Genomic DNA, 19,466 nt, shown 5'->3' on the forward strand with positions numbered 1-19,466 from the left:
CCGCTATACGCTCTGCACGGCAGTTCAACAACCCGCCTATTCCGCCGGCGCGGCCAGCGGGCGCGGTTCGGAGCGGCGGCGCAGGCGGTCGACCAGCAGGTAGATCACGGGCGTGGTGTAGAGCGTCAGGATCTGCGAGACGAACAGCCCGCCGATGATGGTGATGCCGAGCGGACGGCGGAGTTCCGTGCCGGGCCCGGTCGCGACCACCAGCGGAATGCCGGCGAACAGCGCCGCCATCGTCGTCATTAGGATCGGCCGGAAGCGCGCCTGGCAGGCCTCGAAGATCGCCTCCGCCGACGACAGGCCGCGCTGGCGCTCGGCATCGAGCGCGAAATCAACCATCATGATGCCATTCTTCTTGACGATGCCGATCAACAGGATGATGCCAACGAAGGCGATCACGGTCAGTGGCGTGTTGGTGAGCTGCAAGGCCAGCAGCGCGCCAAGTCCCGCCGAGGGTAGCGTCGAGATGATCGTGAGCGGATGGGCGAGGCTCTCATAGAGCACGCCGAGCACGATATACATCGCCACCAGCGCGCCGAGGATCAGGAGCGGCTGGCGGCCGCTGGTCTTGGCGAAATCGCCAGCATTGCCATCAAAACTGCCGCGAATGCCCTCCGGCATATGCAGCTCCTCGACCGCGCGCTGGATGTTCTGCGTTGCGGCCTGGATCTGCACGTCCGGCAACAGGTTGAACGACACCGTGGTCGATGGGAACGACTGCGAATGATAGACCGCGAGCGCGGCGAGCCCGCGCGTCGCATGCACCACGGCCGACAGCGGCACCTGCGCGTCACCCGCGCCGGCGACATAGATGCGATCGAGGTTGGACGGGTCGACCTGGAATTTCGGGTCGATCTCCAGAACGGTCATGTACTGGTTGCGCTGGGTGTAGATGATCCCGATCTGCCGCTGCGAGAACGCGTTGTTGAGCGCGTTGTCGATATCCTGGACGCGAACGCCGAGCGCCGAGGCCTTCTGGCGGTCGATCGACAAGGTCAATTGAAGCCCGCCGGGATCGCGGTCGCTGGAGATGTCGGTGATGCCTTCGACGCTCTCCATGCGCTTGGCCACGATCGGCGCCCACTTTTGCAACAGGCCGAGGTCGGTGCTGGTCAGCGTGTACTGGTAGTCGGAATCGCTCTGCCGTCCGCCGGCGCGCACGTCCTGGGCGGCGAACATGAACAGGCGGATGCCGGGCACCGGGTATAACGCCCGCCTGAGACGGTCGATCACCACCTGGGTCGAGACGTGGTCGCGCTCCTCCGGCGGCTTCAGGCTGATGAACATGGTGCCGCGATTGGAGGTCGCGCCGCCCGGTCCGCCGCCGCTGCCGACGGTGGAGCCGATGCCGGCCACTGCCGGATCCTGCATCACGATGTCGGCGAGCCGCTGCTGCAGGCTCAGCATCGACTGGAACGAGATGTCGGCCGAGGCGCGCGTCGCCCCGATGACGAAGCCGGAATCGTCGGTCGGGAAATAGCCCTTGGGGATCTTGATGTAGAGCGTAATTGTTAGGCCGATGGTGGCGAAGAACACCAGCAGCGTCAGCAGCGGATATTCCAGCACGGTGCGCAAGGTGCGGGTGTAGAACGCGACGATGCGCGACAGCGAGCCCTCGATGATCCGGTCGAACAGGGTCGCCGTGCCAGACGTGGTCTGGCGGATGTAATGGGCGCAGATCATCGGCGTCACCGTCAGCGACACCAGGGTCGAGACCAGGATGGCGAAGGTCAATGTCAGGGAGAACTCGCGCAGCAGCCGGCCGACGACGCCATCCATGAAGATCAGCGGCGTGAAGGCCGCGATCAGCGACAGGCTGATCGACACGACGGTGAAGCCGATCTGCCGGGCGCCGTCCAATGCCGCCTGAAGCGGCCGCATGCCGTGCTCGAGATTGCGGTACATGTTCTCGATCATGACGATGGCGTCGTCGACCACGAAGCCAACGGAGATCGCCAGCGCCATCAGCGAAAGATTGTCGATCGAGAAGCCCGCGACCCACATGCCGGCGCAGGTTCCGGCCAGCGCCAGCGGCACCGAGATTCCGGCTGCGATCGTCGGCGTGAGCCGTCGCAGGAATACGAACACGACGACCATCACGAGAATGGCAGTCGCGAGCAAGGTCCACTGCATGTCGAGCACGCTGGCGCGGATCGTACTGGTGCGGTCGACCAAGGTGGAGATATCGACCCCGGCCGGGATCCACTGCTTCAGCGCGGGGATCAGCGCCTTCACCCGGTCGACGGTATCGATGACGTTGGCATCGCCCTGCTTGGTGATCTGGATCAGCACAGCCGGCTGCTTGTTGAACCAGGCGATGGAACGGGCGTTACGGACGGAGTCCTCGATGTCGGCAACATCGGAGAGCCGGACGAAATTGCCCTTCGCGCTCTTGATGACGATGTCGCGGAACTCTTTCGCCGTCCGCATCTGCTTGTTGAGCGACAGCGTCTCGCTCTGGCGCTCGCCGTTGAAGATGCCGACCGGACCGAGCGGGTTGGCGTTGATAATCGCAGTTCGCACGTCGTCGGTGGCGATGCCGGCATTGGACAGCGCGACGGGATTGAGCTGAATCCTGACCGCCGGCTGGTCGGCACCCGAGATCGTCACATTGCCCACCCCCGGCACCTGCGAGATGCGCTGCGCCAGCACGGTGTCGGCGACGTCGTAGACCGCGCTGGCGGACAGCGTCTTCGAGGTCAGCGCCAGCACGAAGACCGGCGCGCCTGCGGTGTTCGCTTTGCGGAAGCGCGGCAGCGTCGGCAAATCGCTCGGCAGGTCGACCAGCGACGCATTGATTGCCGCCTGCACGTCGCGGGCGGCTTTGTCGACGTTGCGGCCGATGTCGAACTGGAGCTGGATGCTGGTCGTGCCGAGTGACGAAGTCGAGGTGATCTGGTTGATGCCCGCGATCTCGCTGAGCCGCCGCTCCAGCGGCGAGGCAACCGTCGCGGCCATGACGGACGGGTCGGCGCCAGGACGGCTGGCCGAGACGAAGATGGCGGGAAAATCGATGTTCGGAACCGAGGCAACGGGGAGGAACTCGTAAGCCACGATACCCAGCAGGAACAATCCGATCGACAGCAGCGTGGTCGCGACCGGGCGGCGGATGAAGGGCTCCGAGATCGATGCCATCACTGCATCCCCTCGGTCGCGCCCGCGACGGGCGGACCGCCGGATTCGGCCGGCGGCAGCGCCTGCTCGAGGCGGCGGTTGATGCGGTCGAGGGCGAGATAGATCACCGGCGTGGTGTAGAGCGTGAGCAATTGGCTGAGCAGCAGGCCGCCGATAATGGAGATGCCGAGTGGGAAGCGCAGCTCGGCGCCGGTGCCGCTCTCGATCGCCAGCGGCAGCGCACCGAACAGGGCGGCCAGCGTCGTCATCATGATCGGACGGAAGCGCAGCAGACAAGCCTGTACGATCGCCTCGTTCGGCGACATCCCCTGCCCGCGCTCGGCCTCGAGCGCGAAGTCGATCATCATGATCGCGTTCTTCTTGACGATGCCCATCAACAGGATGATGCCGATCAGCCCGATCACCGAGAGATCCTGCCCGCACAGCATCAGCGCCAGGATCGCGCCGACGCCGGCGGACGGCAGCGTCGAGAGGATCGTGATCGGATGGATGTAGCTCTCGTAGAGCACGCCGAGCACGATATAGATCGTGATCACCGCGGCCAGCAGCAGCCAGGGCTGGCCGGCGAGTGCCTTGGCGAATTCGGCGGCGTCGCCGGCATAGACGCCGACGATGCTGTTGGGCATCTCGATCCGGGTCTCGATGGTCTTCACGGCCTCGACGGCATCGCCAAGCGCCGCGCCCGGCGCGAGGTTGAAGCTGAGCGAGATCGACGGGAATTGCGCCTGGTGCGAAATCGCGAGCGGCGCGGTGGTGCGCATCAGCGTCGCCACGGCGGAGAGCGGCACCTGCGCGTTGGGCGCACCGGCGGTCGCGCTCGCCGCGCCCGGCAGATAAAGCTTCGACAGGATCGAGGGATCGCGCTGGTACATCGGCAGCGCTTCCAGCACCACGCGGTACTGGTTGGCCTGGCCGTAGATGGTCGAGATCTGGCGCTGCGCGAAGGCGTCGTTGAGCGTGTCGGTGATGCCCTGGAGGCTGACGCCGAGCTGGCCGGCGCGGGTGCGGTCGACCGTGAGCTGCGCCCGCAGACCGCCTTCCTGCGCTTCCGAGGAGACGTCGCGGAACAGCGGATCGCGCCGCATTTCGGCAACCAGCTTGCGCGCCCATTCCGACACCAAAGCGGCGTCGGTGCCGGTCAGCGTGTACTGGTATTGCGAACGGCTCGACTGGGTCGAGATCTGCACGTCCTGCACCGGCTGGAAATAGACGGTCATGCCGGGGATGGCGGCCACCCGCCCCTTCAGGCGGGTGATGACGACGCTGACATCGTCGCGCCGCTCGCCGCGAGGTTTCAGCGTCATGACAAGACGGCCGACATTGGTGGTCGGATTGACCGAGCCTGCACCGATCACCGAGACCACGCCGGTCACATCGGGGTCGGCCTTGATGGCGTCGGCCGCCTCGGCCTGCCGCTTCTGCATCTCCGCAAACGAGACGTCGGGACCGGCTTCGGTCACCGCCGTGATCGAGGCGGTGTCCTGCAGCGGCAGGAAGCCCTTTGGCGCGACGACATAGAGCGCCAGGGTCGCGATCAGCGTGGCGAAAGTCACGACCAGTGTCGCGCGCTGGCGCTCCAGCACCCAGAGCAGCGTGCGGTGATAGAACCCGACGGTGCGGTCGATGAAGCGGCTGACCGCGGCAAGACCCGGCACTGCCAGCTCTTCATGGGCATGCTTCAGCAGGCGCGAGCACATCATCGGCGTCAGCGTCAGCGACACCACGGCGGAGGTCACGACCGCGATCGTCAGGGTCAGCGCGAATTCGCGGAACATGCGGCCCACAAGGCCCGACATGAACAACAGCGGGATGAACACCGCAATCAGCGATACCGTCAGCGAAATCACGGTGAAGCCGATCTCGCTGGCGCCCTTCAGCGAAGCCTCCATCGCGCTGTCGCCGTTTTCCATGTGGCGGACGATGTTCTCGATCATCACGATGGCGTCGTCCACGACGAAGCCGGTGCCGATGGTGAGCGCCATCAGCGACAGATTGTCGAGGCTGAAGCCGGCAAAATACATGATGCCGAAGCTCGTGATCAGCGACAGCGGCAGCGCCACGCCGGCGATCAGCGTGGCGCGTAGCGAACGCAGGAACAGCAGCACCACCAGCGTCACCAGCACGACGCTGAGGATCAGCGTGAACTGCACGTCGCGCACCGAGGCACGGATGGTGACGGTGCGGTCGGAGACGATGGTGAGGTTCACGCCGGCCGGAATAGCGCGCTGGACCTTTGGGATTTCCGCCCGGATCTGGCTGACGACGTCGATCACATTGGCGCCGGGCTGACGCTGGATGTCGATGATGACGGCGGGCGAGCCCTGGTACCAGCCGCCGGTGCGGTCGTTCTCGAGCCCATCGACGATCTGGGCGACGTCGGCGATCGTGACCGGCGAGCCGTTGCGGTAGGCGATGATGACAGGCTTGTAGGCGTCGGCGGCGGCGATCTGGTCGTTGGCGGCGATGATGTAGGATTGCTGCGCGCCGTCGAGCGAGCCTTTCGGCCCGGAGACGTTGGCACTGGCGATCGCGGTGCGCAGGTCTTCCATGGCTATGCCATAGGCGGCGAGCCGCGCGAGATCCGCCTGGATGCGGACGGCTGGCTTCAGTCCGCCGAGCACAGAGACGCGCCCGACGCCGGAAATCTGGCTCAGCCGCTGCGCCAGAAGCGTATCGGCGATGTCGCTCATCGCCCGCAACGAGATTGTGTCGGAGCGCAGCGCCAACGTCATCACCGGCGCATCGGCCGGGTTCACCTTGGCGTAGGTCGGCGGATAAGGCAGCGTCTTGGGCAGCACGCCGGCCGCCGCGTTGATCGCAGCCTGGACGTCCTGGGTGGCACCGTCGATGTCGCGGTTGAGATCGAACTGCAGCGAGATCTGGCTGACGCCGAACGAGCTCGTCGAGTTCATCGCCGACAGCGACGGGATCTGGCCGAGCTGCCGCTCCAAGGGCGCGGTGATCAGCGAGGCGATCACGTCGGGGCTCGCGCCGGGCAATTGCGTCGTCACCTGCACGGTCGGGAAATCGACCTGCGGCAGCGCGGACACCGGCAGCGCGAAATAGCCGAGCAGCCCGCCAATCAGAAGCGCGATGCCGAGCAATGAGGTCGCGATCGGACGGCGGATGAAGGGTTCGGAGACGCCCATGGGATGCGCCTGCCGCTCAGGCGGCTGTTGTCGGGATCATGGCTGCTTGGCTCCACTTCCCGATGCACCCGGACTTGACGGAGGCCCTGGTGCCGGTCCGGTCTGGCCCTTCTGGTCGCCTTCGCTGCTCTTGCGCTTGGCGCGGAACTCGCCGTCCTTGTCTTGTCCGTCCTTCTGGCCGTCTTTTGCGCCGTCCTTCTTCTGACCATCCGGCCCGCGCGAGCGCTTGCGCGGCGCGAGATCGGCCGACGGGGTCTGATCGTCGCGCCCGATGACCACCTTGGAGCCGTCGGACAGATTGGCAAAGCCCGTCGTGACGACCTTGTCGGTCGCCGACAGGCCACTGGCGATGACGGCGTCATGTTCGTTCTGCTGCGTCACCGTCACCGGCTTGGCCGAGACGATGTTATCCTCGCCGATGACATAGCTGAAGGTGCCGATCGGTCCGCGCTGCACGGCAGAGGTCGGTACCACCAGCGCCTGCGTCAAGGTCTCGACCTTGAGGCGGACATTGACGAACTGGCCGGGCCAGAGCTGGTAATTGGCGTTGGGAAATTCGGCCTTGAGCCTGAGCGTTCCCGTGGTCTGGTCGACCTGGTTGTCGATGCCGGTGAGCTTGCCGGTGTCGATCACGGTGAGGCCGTCATTGCCGAACACGTCGACCGCGAGCGTGCCCTTCGATGCCGCGGCGTTGACGCGCATGATCTGCTGCTGCGGCAGGCTGAACCACACCGCCATCGGCTGCAATTGCGTGATCACCACGAGACCCGTGGTGTCCGAGGCATGGATGATGTTGCCTTGATCGACCTGGCGCAGGCCGGCGCGGCCCGAGATCGGCGCCACGATCTTGGTGTAGCTCAGCGTCGCCGCTGCATTGTCGATCGCGGCCTGGTCGGCCTTGACCAACGCCTCGGTCTGCGCGACCAGCGCGCGTTGGGTGTCGGCCTGCTGCTTGGATCCGGCATTGGAGGCAGCTAACTGCTCGTAGCGCGTAAGGTCGATACGCTGGTTGGCGAGCTGGGCCTGGTCCTGCGCCTTCTTGGCGACGGCCTGATCGTACGTCGCCTGGTAGAGCGCCGGGTCGATCTCGCCGACCACGTCGCCTTTCTTGACGTCCTGTCCCTCGGTGAAATTGACCGCGATCAGCTTGCCGTCGACCTGCGAGCGGACGGTCACGGTGTTGAGTGCGCGGATCGCGCCGACGCCGTCGAGGTAGACGGGAACGTCCTGGATGCGGGGCGTCGCCGCCAGCACCGGCACCGGCAGATCCGGCCGCTGATTGCGGCCGTTCGCCTGCTGCGGCTGCTGGTGCCAGATGGTCCAGCCGTAGTAGCCGAGCCCGCCGAGGATCGCCAGCGTGATCAGGGTCATGACGAAGCCGCGCCCGCGCGACTTCTTTGCCGTTCCCTCCTTCGCGCCTTGCTTCGTGTCCGGCTTAAAGAGCATTGACCGGTTTCTCCATCCTCGGCTCCCAGCCGCCGCCGAGCGCCTGATACAGGCTGACGATAGCAAGAAGGCGGGCAAGTTGCGCCTGTGACAGCGCGTCTTCCGCCTGGAACAGGGTCAGTTGCGTATTGAGCACGGTGACGATATCGGCGGTACCGGCGCGCAATTGCTGCTCGGAGAGATCGAATGCGCGGCGGGAGGCGTTGAGGACGTCACGCTGCAATTGCAGCCTGATCGTGGTCTGCTTGATCGAGAACAGCGCGTTGTCGACGTCGGCAAAGGACTGGATGATGGTCTTGCGGTAGGTCTGGAGCAATTCGTCCTGCCGCGCCTTGGCAAACTCGAAATTGCCGAGGATCTTGCCGCCGTCGAAGATCGGCTGCGTCGCGCTGCCGACGAGCTGGAAGAATGCCGCATGCGGCTGGAACAGCGAGACCAGGGCCGAGCTCTGATAGCCGCCATTGCCGGTGAGCTGGATGGTCGGAAAGAATTGCGCGCGGGCATTGCCGACGTTCGCTGTCGCGGAGGCGAGCTGGGCCTCCTGCCGGCGAATGTCGGGCCGCTGCGTCAGGAGCTCCGACGGCAGTCCCGGCGTCACGCGCGGAATCGCGATCCGGTTCAGCGAGCCGCCGAGCACGCGCACGCTCTCCGGCGGCCGCGACACCAGGACTGCAAGCGCATTGACGTTCTGGTCGAGCGTCTGGCGCAGCGGCGGCACCAGTGCCTTCTGGTTTGCGAGCACGCTCTCCTGCTGGGCGACGTCGAGGTCGGTGCCGGTGCCGGCCTTGCGCCGTTCCCTGACGGCATCGAGGATGCGTTGCGCGCTCGCGATGTTGCGCTGTGAGGTCCTGATGCGATCCTGCGAGGCCAGCACCTGGAAATAGGCGTTAGCGACGCCTGCAAGCGTGGTCAGCGCAACGACGTCGCGATCGAAGCGGTTGGCATTTGCCGTCTCTTCCGCCGTTTGCAGGGCGTCGCGATTTTGGCCCCAGAAATCGAGCTGGTAGCTCGCGCTCAGCGAAGCCTGGTAGTTGACGACCTCACGGCCGCCATTGGTTAGCCCCGAGGCGGAGGAACCGGAGGTGCGCGAATAGGCCTCCTGCCCGGTGCCGGACAGGCTCGGCAGCAGCGCCGCACCCGCCTGCCGCGCCTGAGCGTCGGCCTCGACGATGCGCGAAACGGCGGCGGCGATGTCGAGGTTGACGGTGTGCGCCTCTTCCATCAGCTGTGTCAGCTCCGCGGAGCGGAAGCTGCGCCACCAATCCAGCGACGGCGGCGCATCGGCCTTCCCGGCATATTTGTATTGCGTGGGAACGTCGAGCGCGGGATCAGGAAGATCCTGCGTCAGCACGCAGGCGCCCGAACCGGCGGCGAGGCAAGCGACCGCAAGCCAGCGCGCCGCACGTCGCGTCCGGGACGTCGCGCCTGGTGACCGCCGCACGGCGATCGCCGGAACACGTTGTGTCACATCCACCCCCCGCCGGGCAGATCGAACCGCCGCCGCGCGGCCGGATTAGCCGATTCGCAGCGCGGTCGTCGGGGGGCTTTGGACAACTCGTTCACAAGTGATGCTTTCAGCGAAATTGTGCGCCTCATACTAGCCGGACGCGGAACCGCGGGACAGTCCCGCAGTTGCGAGGTGCCCCCCAAAGCGCGACGATCTTAGAGCTGAGAAAATACAAAAGGGTGCTGTCCTGCAGGTGTTTCTTGAATTTCAGGGTCGTTCCTGAGTGCGTTCGAGCTTACCAAGATTTCATGTGATACTGCCGCCACACCGACGCCAACCCCCTCCAATCCGCCTGCACCGCTCGCGATGCGGCTTCAGTCCGGCCGCGAAACCGGGCCTGGCCACTTTCGCGAGGTTGTCCATTATCGCAAAACGAATAAGCGTTCGTCGTGCCGATATCTTGACCGCCTCCCGCGTACTATCCGCACTCTTCGACGGCGACGGCTGACATCCAATGGAGGGTGCGCTGGCGACGACCCTTATCTTCCATGTTTTGGCAGAAGCCGGCCACATCCTCCTACCGATATCCCGCGGCGTAGCACAGCAGCAGCGGCGATCTCTCCTTCCAAATTTTCACTGCTTACGGGGATTTTCGCGGGTTTCGCCGCAGCGCAAAAGCCTTCCCCTTTGGCATTTCAAGCACTAGGTTCTGGCCAACCTAATCAACCCCTTGCCAGTGATTTCCCCTGACATGACCATCAAAAACGACGTTGTCGAAGCCATCGGCAACACCCCGCTGATCAAGCTCAAGCGCGCTTCCGAACTGACCGGCTGCACCATCCTGGGCAAGGCCGAATTCATGAATCCCGGCCAGTCGGTGAAGGATCGCGCCGGCAAATGGATGATCCTCGAGGCCGAGAAGCGCGGCCAGCTCAAGCCCGGCGGTCTCGTCGTGGAATCGACCGCCGGCAATACCGGCATCGGTCTTGCGGTCGTGGCCAGCGCCCGCGGCTACCGCACGCTGATCGTGATCCCGGAGACGCAGAGCCAGGAGAAGAAGGATTTTCTGAAGCTGTGCGGCGCCGAGCTGCTGGAATCGCCGGCCCTGCCCTATTCCAATCCGAACAATTACCAGCATGTCGGCCGCCGTCTTGCTGACGAGCTGCGCAAGACGGAGCCGAACGGCGTGCTGTTCGCCGACCAGTGGAACAACCTCGACAATGCGAAGGCGCATTACGAGTCCACAGGTCCCGAGATCTGGGAGCAGACCGGCGGCAAGATCGACGGCTTCGTCTGCTCCGTCGGCAGCGGCGGCACGCTGGCCGGCACCAGCCGCTTCCTGAAAGAGAAGAGCAAGGACGTCAGGATCGCCTGCGCCGACCCGCACGGCGCCGGCATGTATGAATATTTCAGAACGGGCGATGCCAAGGCGACGCCGGGCGGCTCGATCACCGAGGGCATCGGCCTCAACCGGGCGACCGCAATCGTCGAGAGTGCAAAGGTCGATGACGCCTATCTCATTCCCGATGCGGAAGCGGTGACGGTGATCTACGAACTGCTCCAGCACGAAGGCCTGTGCCTCGGCGGCTCGACCGGCATCAACGTTGCCGGCGCGATGCGTCTCGCAAAACAGCTCGGGCCCGGCAAGACGATCGTCACCGTGCTTTGCGATTCCGGCAGCCGTTACCAGTCGAAGCTGTTCAATGCGGACTTCATGCGCGCCAAGAGCCTTCCTGTGCCTGAATGGCTGGAGAAGCGCAGCAACATCAAGCTGCCGTTCGTCTAGAACGTTCCGGAAGCCGGCCGTCTAGCTCCAGTTCGAGCGAGACGATCCCTGCGACACCCGCGCGAGGCGCTCGTTCGATAGCGAAGGCTTGTTCGCGCGTGTGCGCGGCGGGAGGGGAGCGCCGTAGGAGCCCTCGCTGTCGCCGCTCGGCCAGAACATGAGCGCGAGCATCAGCGCGAGGTTGACGAGCGCGCCGACCGCCGTTGCCTGGTGCTCCTCCCCGATCGCCCAGGCCGGAAACCGGCCCGCGACGACATGGTCGACGATCATGAGCGCGAACCAGGCAGGCACCACGCAGACCGGATCCCAGCCGATGTCGCGGATGCGCATCGATTGCAGCGTGAGGGTCGCAACTCCGAAGAACACGATCGCGGCGATCATCGCCCAGCTCTTGGTGAGGTCTTCGGGTCGGATCGCGCCGGGCGAGGTGTTGTTCAGCACGGCCATTGCGATTGCAAAGCAGATCGCCGTCATCACGATCGCAAGCGCGACCGTCGCGAGGAAGAAATGTAATCGCCCGAGCCGGGCGTTCAAGCCGAAGACGAAACCGAGCATTGGCGCACCCTTTTGGCGCCACATGCCCAGAGATAGCTTTCGGAGCCATGAACCGGCACGGTCGCGGAGCGCCGCATGGTTTCCGGAGGACTAAGGTGGCCGGCGCAATTCGAGGCTCGCCTCACCCGGCACGGTCAGGCGCCCTCGCCGCCTTCGGAGGCCACAGCACAGTAGTCGCGCCAGAACTGGCGATAGCCCGCTTCGACCTCGCGCGTGTAGATTTCGACATTGCCGGCGGGGGACGCTGCGATCCGGGCCGGCAAGTCGCTGCGCAACCTCGCCAGATACGCCGGCTGCGCCGCATATTTGCAGGCGATCGCGGCATAGCCCTCGTCGTCCTCGGCGACCCAGTCGTCGAGACCGACCGCAGCCACGATCGAACCACCGGCACGCGACGAGGCGCCGTTGCCAAGCTTGGCCACGACCGGAACGCCCGCATAGAGCGATTCCCAGGTGCTGACGCCGCCGTTTTGCGGGAATGTATCGAGCGATATATCGACGTTCGCAAACGCCCGCAGGTGCTCGGGGCGCGGCGACGAGCCCAGGCAGGTGACATTCTCCTCGGCAACGCCCTGTGCCACGAACCGCGCGACCAAATTGTCGCGCAGTATGGGATCGTCAAGCAGAGTATGCTTGATGATGATCTTCGAACCCGTCACCTCGCGCATCACTTTCGACCACACCTCGATGGCCTCGTCTGAGATCTTGTAGATGCGGTTGAACACGCCGAAGGTGACATGGCCGTTGCGGAGCATGGGCGGCTCCGATGCAGGTAGATCCAAAATGGGATCGATCGTGATCAGGCACGGCAGGTCGTAGACCTTTTCAGCCAGCAGATGGCGCGCCGATTGCGGAATGAAGACCGGATCCGCGAGCACGTAGTCCATGGTCTGAAGGCCCGTGCCCGTGGCGTGACCAAACCCGGAGACTTGGATCGGGGCCGGCTTGCGGGCGAAGACATGGAGCCTGTTGCCGGTCGTGTGCCCGGATACGTCGATCAGGATATCGACCTTGTCGGCCTGGATGCGATCGGCCAACTCGTCATCCGACATCTGCCAGGCGTCGACCCAGACATCCGCCGAGGACCTAAATGCGGCGGTCATCTCATCTCTTACCGGCGAGCACGAATAGCAGACGATCTCAAACCTGGCGTGATCATGATGGCGCAGCACCGGCAACAGAGCGAACGCCGCCGAGTGATGCCAAAACTCGGCAGCAACATAGCCGACCACGATCCGCCTGTCGGGATCAAGCTGCCGGGGGGCAAGAGTCCTTCGCGGCAACTTCGAGCCGATCGCGTCCCACCACTGCTTTCGTGCGGCCTGCTGAACCGCGAAATCGGCCTCGGAGAGATAGTCGAGGAAGAAGATCTTCCGGCCGATCAAGGATGCATCCGGCACAATGGCCAGCGCCGCATCGAGAAGCTCGATCGCCGACGCGATCTCTCCCTGATTTGCAAAACAAGCGCTCAGCAGCGCCATCGCGATCGCTGAGCGTGGATATTCCTCCAGCAACATGGTGCAGGCTAAAATCGCTTGCGCCGTGTTTCCCATGGCGAGCGCGACTTGTGCCTTCCCCTGCAAGGCCACCTCGAGCTTGGGCGCAAGCGCAAGGGCCGCGTCGAAATCCGCCGCCGCCTGTTCCAACCTCGACGTCTCAAGATTGAGCCGTCCACGGTTCGCCAGGATTTTCGCCGAGCCTGGCCTGATCGCGAGCGCCGCCTCCAGCGCGCCTTTGGCCTCGTCGAAGTTTTTGAGCTCGATATTGACCAAACCTTTGCCGACGAGCGCCTCGACGTTTCGCGGCTGAAACAACAGTGCGCGCTCGAAGCTCTGTTTGGCGCGATCAAGCTGGCGCAGCGCGAGCTCTGCCAGGCCGCGATTGCAAAGCGCATCGGCATGATCGGGCTTCAGCCCGATCGCGCGATCGTACAGTTCGATAGCCTGCTCGACGCGGTTTAGATGCAACAAGGTATTGCCGAGATTGGCCAAGGCCATCGGGAAGCTGGGCTTCAACGCGATGGCTCTCTCCAGGGACGTACGCGCGTCCTCATATTCCCCAAGTGCGAAATGCGTGGCTCCCAAATCGGAAAAAGCCTGTGCCGAGCGTGGGTCGACCGTCACGGCATATTTGAGGGCCTGTTTCGCTGCCTCGAAGTGTCGGCTCGCGAACGCGCCCAAGCCAAGCAGGTGCAAGGCGCCGAAATGCTCCGGAAGTTCATTCAGGATCTGGCGGCAGAGCGCCTCGGTCTCCGCATACCGGCCCTGGCCATAGGCCGCATTCGCGGTCGAAATGATCGCGTCCGCCTGCTTCTTCAATTTCTTCTGCAATCGCGCGTTCTGGAACGCGCGCGCGCCGGCGCCGCTGCTCTGCAAGGATTCTCTCCGGAGGATGCCCGAGACGATTCTAGCTGATTCGCGGCCAGAGCCGCCGGTTTAGGCGGCCCGGCAATCCCCCGGAAGATGCCGGTGCCCAACCCGGGCCTCGCCTACGCAACGTCAGCGTTATCCGCGGCGGCGGCACAATAGTCGCGCCAGAACTTTCGGTAACCCGCCTCGAGCTCCCGCGTGTAGGTCTCGACATTGCCGGCGGGCGAAGCCGCGATCCGGGCCGGCAATTCCGTGCGCAATTTCGCCAGATAATCGGGCTGTGACGCAAACCTGCGAGCAATCTCGACATAGCCATTGTCATCTTCGGCCACCCAGTCGCCGAGGCCGACGGCAGTCACGATAGAGGCGCCGGCACGCGAGGAGGCCCCGATGCCGAGCTTGGCCACGACGGGAACGCCCTTGTAGAGAGATTCCCAGGTGCTGATGCCGCCATTTTGCGGGAACGTGTCGAGGGACATATCGACCTGGGCGAAAGCCGCCAGATGGTCGTCGCGCGAGGTGGTGCCGAGGCAGGTGATGTTCTCCTCGACAACGCCCTGCGCGAGGAAACGCGCGACCAGACTATCGCGCAGCAGGCGATCATCGAGCAGACCATGCTTGAGGACCATCTTCGATCCCGGCAACTCCCGCATGATGCGCGACCACACACGGATCGCATCATCCGATATTTTGTAGATGCGGTTGAACACGCCAAAGGTGACGTAGCCGTTGCGGAGCATCGGCAGCTCCGAAGGCGCCAGATCCGAGACAGGCTCCATGGTGATCAGACACGGCAGATCGTAGATTTTCTCGGCAAACAGATGCCGAACCGACGGCGGAATGAAAATGGGATCCGCGAGCACGTAGTCCATAATCGGCATGCCTGTGCCCGTCGCGTGTCCGAAGCCAGTGGCCTGGATCGGGGCCGGCTTACGCGCAAAACACTGCAGCCTGTTACCGGTCGTGTGGCCCGAAACGTCGATCAGGATGTCGACATTGTCGGCCTGGATACGATCGGCGAGTTCGTCGTCCGAAAGCCCCCAGGCATCGACCCAGACGTCGGCCAATGATTTGAACATGGCGGTGTACTCGTCCGCGCCCGGCCATGAGTAGTAGCAGATGATTTCAAATTTAGTGTGATCATGATGGCGCAGCACTGGCAGCAGCGTGAGCCCCGCGGAGTGCTGCCGGAATTCGGCAGCGACATAGCCGACCACGATCCGCTTTTCCGGGTCCAGCGGCCGCTTCGGCAACTCCCTTCGCGGCTGCTTGGAGCCGATCTGGTCCCACCAGGATTTTCGCACCGCCTGCTGGACCACGAAATCGGCCTCGGCGCGGTAGTCCTCCAGGAAGATCTTTCCTCTGATCGCATCCCCATAGTCCGGCCGGACTGCCAGCGCGCGATCGAGATACTCGATCGCTGCGTCCATGTCCCCCTGGTTCGAATAAGAGAAGCCCATCAGCGCCAGCCCCACCTCGGAGCGCGGATTTTGCTCGATCAGGGCCGTTGCGGCTGCCATCGCCTGCGCGGTCTTTCCCATGACGAGGCAGGCCTGGGCCTTGCCGCGTAGCGCCAGCTCGAGCTTGGGCGAGATCGCAAGCGCCGCCTCGAAATCCGCAAGCGCGGGCTCCAGGCGCTGCAACTCGTAACTGAGCCGCCCGCGTTGGGCCACGATCCTCGGCGAGCCGGGCTTGATCGCCAGCGCCATGGCAAATTTGGCGGCCGCCTCGTCGTGGTGCCGCAGCTCCATGCTGACCATGCCGCTGCCGACGATAGCCTCGGCGTGACGGGGCTGAAACAGCAGGGCGCGGTCGAAGCTTTCCTTGGCGCGCATGATCTGTCCAAGCACAATCTCGACCATACCGCGATTGCAGAACGCGTCGGCATAATCCGGCTTGATCTTGATGGCGCGCTCATGCAGCTCGAGCGCCTGTTCGTACTGCCCCAGATGCATCAGCGTGTTGCCGAGGTTGGTCAGCGCGACCGCAAAATTCGGCTTTAGCGCGATGGCCCTCTCCTGGCACCGCCGCGCCTCCTCGTAATTGCCGAGATCGAAATGCACGGTCGCGAGGTTGTTATGGGCATCGTGCAGGCGCGGATCGAGCACAATCACGCGCTTGAGCAGCTGTTGCGCCTCCTCCAGGCGCCGGCCGTCATGCGCGCACATGCCGAGCAGGTGCAGAGCGTCGACATGATCGGGCAGCGCTTTAAGGATCTCCCGGCAGAGTGCTTCAGTCTCAGCATATCGGCCCTGGCCATAGGCGGTAGCCGCGGCGGAGAGGACGGCGTCCGCCTGCTTCATCAATTTCTTCTGCAATCGCGCGTTCTGGAATGCGCGCGCGCCGCCGCTGCTCTGCAAGGTGTCTCTCCGGAAGATGGCCCGGGGCAGAGTCTAACTGATTCGCAAGCCCGACCTGCCGGTCAGCTGGCACGGTGACACCCCCGGGATTTCCCGGGGCTCAGCGGCCCGGCGCTGCCGGTCCCCTACGCAACCTCGCTGCCTTCGACAGCCGCGGCACAATAGTCGCGCCAGAACTGGCGATAGCCCGCTTCGACCTTGCGCGTGTAGATTTCGACATTGCCGGCGGGAGACGCTGCGATCCGGGCCGGCAACTCGCTGGCAACTTCGCCGGATACGCCGGCTGCGCCGCATATTTGCAGGCGATCGTGGCATAGCCCTCGTCGTCCTCGGCCACCCAGTCGTCGAGACCGACCGCAGCCACGATCGAACCACCGGCACGCGACGAGGCGCCGTTGCCAAGCTTGGCCACGACCGGAACGCCGGCATAGAGCGATTCCCAGGTGCTGACGCCGCCATTTTGCGGGAACGTGTCGAGCGATATGTCGACGTTCGCAAACGCCCGCAGGTGCTCGGGGCGCGGCGACGAGCCCAGGCAGGTGACATTCTCCTCGGCAACGCCCTGTGCCACGAACCGCGCGACCAGATTGTCGCGCAACATGGGATCGTCAAGCAGAGTATGCTTGATAATGATCTTCGAACCCGTCACCTCGCGCATCACTTTCGACCACACGCGGACGGCCTCGTCCGAGATCTTGTAGATGCGGTTGAATACGCCGAAGGTCACATGGCCGTTGCGGAGCATGGGCGGCTCCGATGCAGGTAGATCCAAAATGGGATCGATCGTGATCAGGCACGGCAGGTCGTAGACCTTTTCAGCCAGCAGATGGCGCGCCGATTGCGGAATGAAGACGGGATCCGCGAGCACGTAGTCCATGGTCTGAAGGCCCGTGCCCGTGGCGTGACCAAACCCCGAGACCTGGATCGGGGCCGGCTTGCGGGCGAAGACATGGAGCCTGTTGCCGGTGGTGTGCCCGGAGACGTCGATCAGGATATCGACCTTGTCAGCCTGAATGCGATCGGCCAGTTCGTCGTCCGACATCTGCCAGGCGTCGACCCAGACGTCCGCCAACGACTTGAATTCGTCCGTTATCTCGTCTTGTAACGGCGAACACGAATAGCAGACGATCTCAAACCTGGCGTGATCATGATGGCGCAGCACCGGCAACAGAGCGAACGCCGCCGAGTGATTCCTGAATTCGGACGCGACATATCCGACCAAAATCCGCTTGTCCGGATCGAGCGTGCGGGGCGACAACGCCCTTTGCGGTAATTTGGCGCCGATCGCTTTCCACCAATGTTTCCGCGCAGCCTGATGGACCGCAAAATCCGCCTCGGAGAGATAATCCAGAAAGAATATCTTGCGCCCGATCAAGTCCGCATAATCAGGCGCGATTGCCAGCCCCGCATCGAGATGTTCGAGCGCTGTCGCAATGTCTCCCTGGCTCGCATAGCAGGAAGCCAAAAGCGCAATTCCGATGTCGGATCGCGGATTTTCCTCCAGCAAGGTTTCGACCGCCGCAATCGCCTCAGCCGTGTTGCCCATGAGAATGTTGACTTGCACCCTTCCCTGCAAGGCGACTTCGAGCCTTGGTGAAAGCGCCAGCGCCGCATCGAAGTCCGCGAGCGCCTGCTCCAGGCGCGACAGATCGAGATTGAGCCGTCCGCGCTGCGCCAGAATCTTCGGTGAATCCGGCTTGATCGCGAGCCCTGCCGCGACCGCTGCGGCCGCCTCTTCGTAGTGCCGGAGCTCGATGCATACCATGCCCTTGCCCGCGATCGCTTCCGCGTGGCGCGGCTGAAACGCGAGGGCGCGATCGAAACTCCCCTTGGCGCGCTGGAACTGGCCTTCGATCAGCTCCGCCATGCCCCGATTGCAAAATGCATCGGCATAGTCCGGCTTCAGCCTGATAGCGCGTTCGTGCAGTTCGATAGCCTGCTCGGCGAGGCCCATGTGCAGCAGCGTATTGCCGAGATTGGTCAAGGCGATCGGAGAGTTCGGCTTCAGCGCAATCGCCTTCTCCTGGCATGCGCGAGCGTCCTGAAACCTCTGGAGGGTGAAATACACTGCCCCGAGATTACCATGGGCATCGGGCGAACGCGGATCGAGCGCCGTCGCGCGCTCGAGCAATTGTTGCGCCTCCTCGAGCCGCCCGCCATCATACGCGCGCAGGCCGAGCAGGTGCGCGGCGTCGAAATGATCCGGAACCTCTGTCAAAATCCGGCGGCAGAGTGCCTCGACCTCCGCGTATCTGCCCTGCCCGAGTGCCTGAACCGCGGCGGACATGAGCGCGTCCGCCTGCTTCTTCGATTTCTTTTGCAATCGCGCGTTCTGGAATGCGCGCGCGCCGGCGCTGCTCTGCAAAGTCTCTCTCCGGACTATGGCCCGAAAAGAGGCTGGCCGATTCGCATGGTGCCAAGCTGGCGGGTCGGTTGGACCGGCGACGCCACCGGATTGCACGCGCTCAGCGCAAGATCTGGCTCAGAAACAGTTTTGTGCGGGCGTGCTGCGGGGCTGCGAAGAACTCTTTGGGCGTGTTGGCTTCGATGATCTGGCCCGCGTCCATGAATACCACGCGGTTGGCGACCTCGCGGGCAAAGCCCATCTCGTGGGTGACCACCAGCATGGTCATGCCCTCCTCGGCGAGGTCGACCATGGTGTCCAGCACCTCCTTGACCATTTCGGGGTCGAGCGCCGAGGTCGGCTCGTCGAACAGCATCACCTTCGGGTTCATCGTCAGCGCACGGGCGATCGCGACGCGCTGCTGCTGACCGCCGGACATCTGTCCCGGAAACTTGTTGGCCTGGTGCGGGATCTTGACCCGCTCCAGAAACTTCATCGCCGCCGCCTCGGCGTCCTTCTTGGGAATGTTGCGCACCCAGATCGGCGCCAACGTGCAATTATCCAGCACGGAGAGGTGCGGAAACAGGTTGAAGCTCTGGAATACCATGCCGACTTCGCGCCGCACCGCGTCGACATGCTTCAGGTTCGGCCCGAGCTCGATGCTGTCAACGACGATCTCGCCTTCCTGAAACTCCTCGAGCGCGTTGATGCAGCGGATCAGCGTCGACTTACCCGAGCCGGAGGGGCCGCAGATCACGATGCGCTCGCCCTTTTCGACCGCAAGGTCGATGTCGCGCAGCACGTGAAACTCGCCGTACCATTTGTTCAGGCCGGAAATCTTGACGATGGGGTCGGACATGGTGACCTCG

Annotated in this window: 9 protein-coding genes and 1 pseudogene; 1 reads left to right on the plus strand and 9 read right to left on the minus strand. The window is 64.1% G+C overall.

Annotated features, from left to right (window positions below; genetic code table 11):
- Window positions 1-36: 36 nt before the first annotated feature.
- The 4 genes from BcanWU425_RS21460 to BcanWU425_RS21475 are packed head-to-tail and all read right to left on the minus strand — an operon-like array spanning window position 37 to window position 9,210.
- Complete coding sequence (locus tag BcanWU425_RS21460; RefSeq protein ID WP_204511171.1) at window positions 37-3,141, minus strand: efflux RND transporter permease subunit; 3,105 nt, start codon at window positions 3,139-3,141, stop codon at window positions 37-39.
- Window positions 3,141-6,290 carry an efflux RND transporter permease subunit gene (locus BcanWU425_RS21465; RefSeq protein ID WP_204511170.1) on the minus strand — a complete coding sequence of 1,050 codons (3,150 nt, stop codon included), beginning with the start codon at window positions 6,288-6,290 and terminating at the stop codon, window positions 3,141-3,143. Before BcanWU425_RS21465 ends, BcanWU425_RS21460 begins: the two co-directional genes overlap by 1 nt.
- A gap of 36 nt (window positions 6,291-6,326) precedes the next feature.
- Window positions 6,327-7,736, minus strand: a complete 1,410-nt coding sequence (locus BcanWU425_RS21470) for an efflux RND transporter periplasmic adaptor subunit (protein ID WP_204511169.1) — start codon at window positions 7,734-7,736, stop codon at window positions 6,327-6,329.
- A complete protein-coding gene (locus tag BcanWU425_RS21475) occupies window positions 7,726-9,210 on the minus strand; it encodes an efflux transporter outer membrane subunit (protein WP_026233443.1) in 1,485 nt (494 codons plus the stop codon). Before BcanWU425_RS21475 ends, BcanWU425_RS21470 begins: the two co-directional genes overlap by 11 nt.
- A 724-nt stretch (window positions 9,211-9,934) precedes the next feature.
- Here BcanWU425_RS21475 and BcanWU425_RS21480 point away from each other — a divergent pair.
- A complete protein-coding gene (locus BcanWU425_RS21480) occupies window positions 9,935-10,969 on the plus strand; it encodes a cysteine synthase A (RefSeq protein WP_204511168.1) in 1,035 nt (344 codons plus the stop codon).
- A 21-nt stretch (window positions 10,970-10,990) separates the two neighbouring features.
- On the opposite strand, the gene BcanWU425_RS21485 is transcribed toward BcanWU425_RS21480, so the two are convergent.
- The 5 genes and pseudogenes from BcanWU425_RS21485 to BcanWU425_RS21505 all read right to left on the minus strand — a co-directional run bounded on the left by BcanWU425_RS21485 (window position 10,991) and on the right by BcanWU425_RS21505 (window position 19,456).
- Window positions 10,991-11,524: a DUF805 domain-containing protein gene (locus BcanWU425_RS21485; RefSeq protein ID WP_018457795.1), complete on the minus strand. Its 534-nt coding sequence runs from the start codon at window positions 11,522-11,524 to the stop codon at window positions 10,991-10,993.
- Between the two features lie 134 nt (window positions 11,525-11,658).
- Complete coding sequence (locus tag BcanWU425_RS21490; protein ID WP_204511167.1) at window positions 11,659-13,899, minus strand: O-linked N-acetylglucosamine transferase, SPINDLY family protein; 2,241 nt, start codon at window positions 13,897-13,899, stop codon at window positions 11,659-11,661.
- A gap of 113 nt (window positions 13,900-14,012) precedes the next feature.
- Entirely contained in the window at window positions 14,013-16,253 is a 2,241-nt protein-coding gene (locus BcanWU425_RS21495; RefSeq protein ID WP_204511166.1) for an O-linked N-acetylglucosamine transferase, SPINDLY family protein, read from the minus strand.
- Between the two features lie 125 nt (window positions 16,254-16,378).
- Window positions 16,379-18,618: pseudogene (locus BcanWU425_RS21500) on the minus strand (tetratricopeptide repeat protein).
- A gap of 100 nt (window positions 18,619-18,718) precedes the next feature.
- Window positions 18,719-19,456 (minus strand): amino acid ABC transporter ATP-binding protein, encoded by a 738-nt coding sequence (locus BcanWU425_RS21505; RefSeq protein WP_210350879.1) that lies wholly within the window; start codon window positions 19,454-19,456, stop codon window positions 18,719-18,721.
- Window positions 19,457-19,466 lie beyond the last annotated feature (10 nt).

The sequence above is a fragment of the Bradyrhizobium sp. WU425 genome, assembly GCF_021052305.1.
GTDB lineage: Bacteria > Pseudomonadota > Alphaproteobacteria > Rhizobiales > Xanthobacteraceae > Bradyrhizobium > Bradyrhizobium canariense_D.